This window comes from Lactobacillus delbrueckii subsp. delbrueckii DSM 20074 = JCM 1012, from assembly GCF_001433875.1.
GTDB lineage: Bacteria > Bacillota > Bacilli > Lactobacillales > Lactobacillaceae > Lactobacillus > Lactobacillus delbrueckii.
This window is the reverse complement of the sequence record NZ_AZCR01000038.1, coordinates 6,024-6,932: the sequence shown is the minus strand read 5'-3', so window position 1 is coordinate 6,932 and position 909 is coordinate 6,024. Positions and strand designations below refer to the sequence as shown.

Here is a 909-nt window from a genome sequence, read left to right as displayed (position 1 = left end):
ATACATGAAGCTGGGCCATGGCCAGTCAGTCGGCAGCACCAAGAAGTATGTTTACGTTTTGGCCAACTGGAACCGGTCCAAAAACTGGTCCAACTCCCAGGAACTGATCCGTGTCAAGAAGTCCACCATGGAAATTGACAAGATCTGGACCTTCAAGGTTTGGAACGGGTCAGCCAAGTATCCGCGGATTTTCCTCAACGCGGACGTAATTGACGACAACACTTTGCTTGCCCTCTTCCACAATGCTTCTAAGCACCGCTATGAATACTGGAAGATCAGCAGAAACGGTGACAGCTTCAAGGCCAAGGAAGTTGGGGCAACCGGCAGCGACCTCATCAGCAATTCCGCTGAAGTCCAGGGCTTTGTCTGGAACAGTGCCTATGACGTTTACTATATTGCCTTTAACGCCTACCTCTTTAAGATCGGGGCAGGCTTAGATGGCAAAACAGATGCCGGCAAGCTATTGAACTACTACAAGTTTGACAAGCTATTGAACTACCGCAAGTTTCACACTGGCCGGCGGGAATTTGAAGGTTTGAGCAGCTATGGGCCCGAACTCTACGTCAACTTGAATCATCCAACGGAAACTTTGAAAGTGAATCATATTACAAAATAGTTGAGTCTAATGATTGTGGGTATAGGAAGAATTAAATTAAAGAAGGGGGCTGGCCTTTTCAGCTGCATTTATGCCCATGGCCTGTTTGTTTAAAGCTGGTCAGCCAGTTGCAGCCGCGAGTGAGAAGCTGTCGACCAAGGTGATCGACGGGAAGAAGAACTATGGGATCTATTCCAGCTTAAAGCAGGTGAAGGAGCTGGTCTGGAAGTTTGGCAAGAAGCTGGCCACTACGAAAGGATTCAAGCTGGCCCATGTCCAGTCCCGATCCTACAAACTCGCCCGGGGAAATGTTT

The 909-nt window shown here is 48.5% G+C and carries 2 pseudogenes; both read left to right on the top strand.

Annotated elements, in window-relative coordinates:
• Positions 1–616: pseudogene (locus FD23_RS10565) on the top strand (hypothetical protein); the annotation flags it as partial.
• Positions 617–701: 85 nt separating this feature from the next.
• Positions 702–909, top strand: a pseudogene (locus FD23_RS09830) (hypothetical protein); the annotation flags it as partial.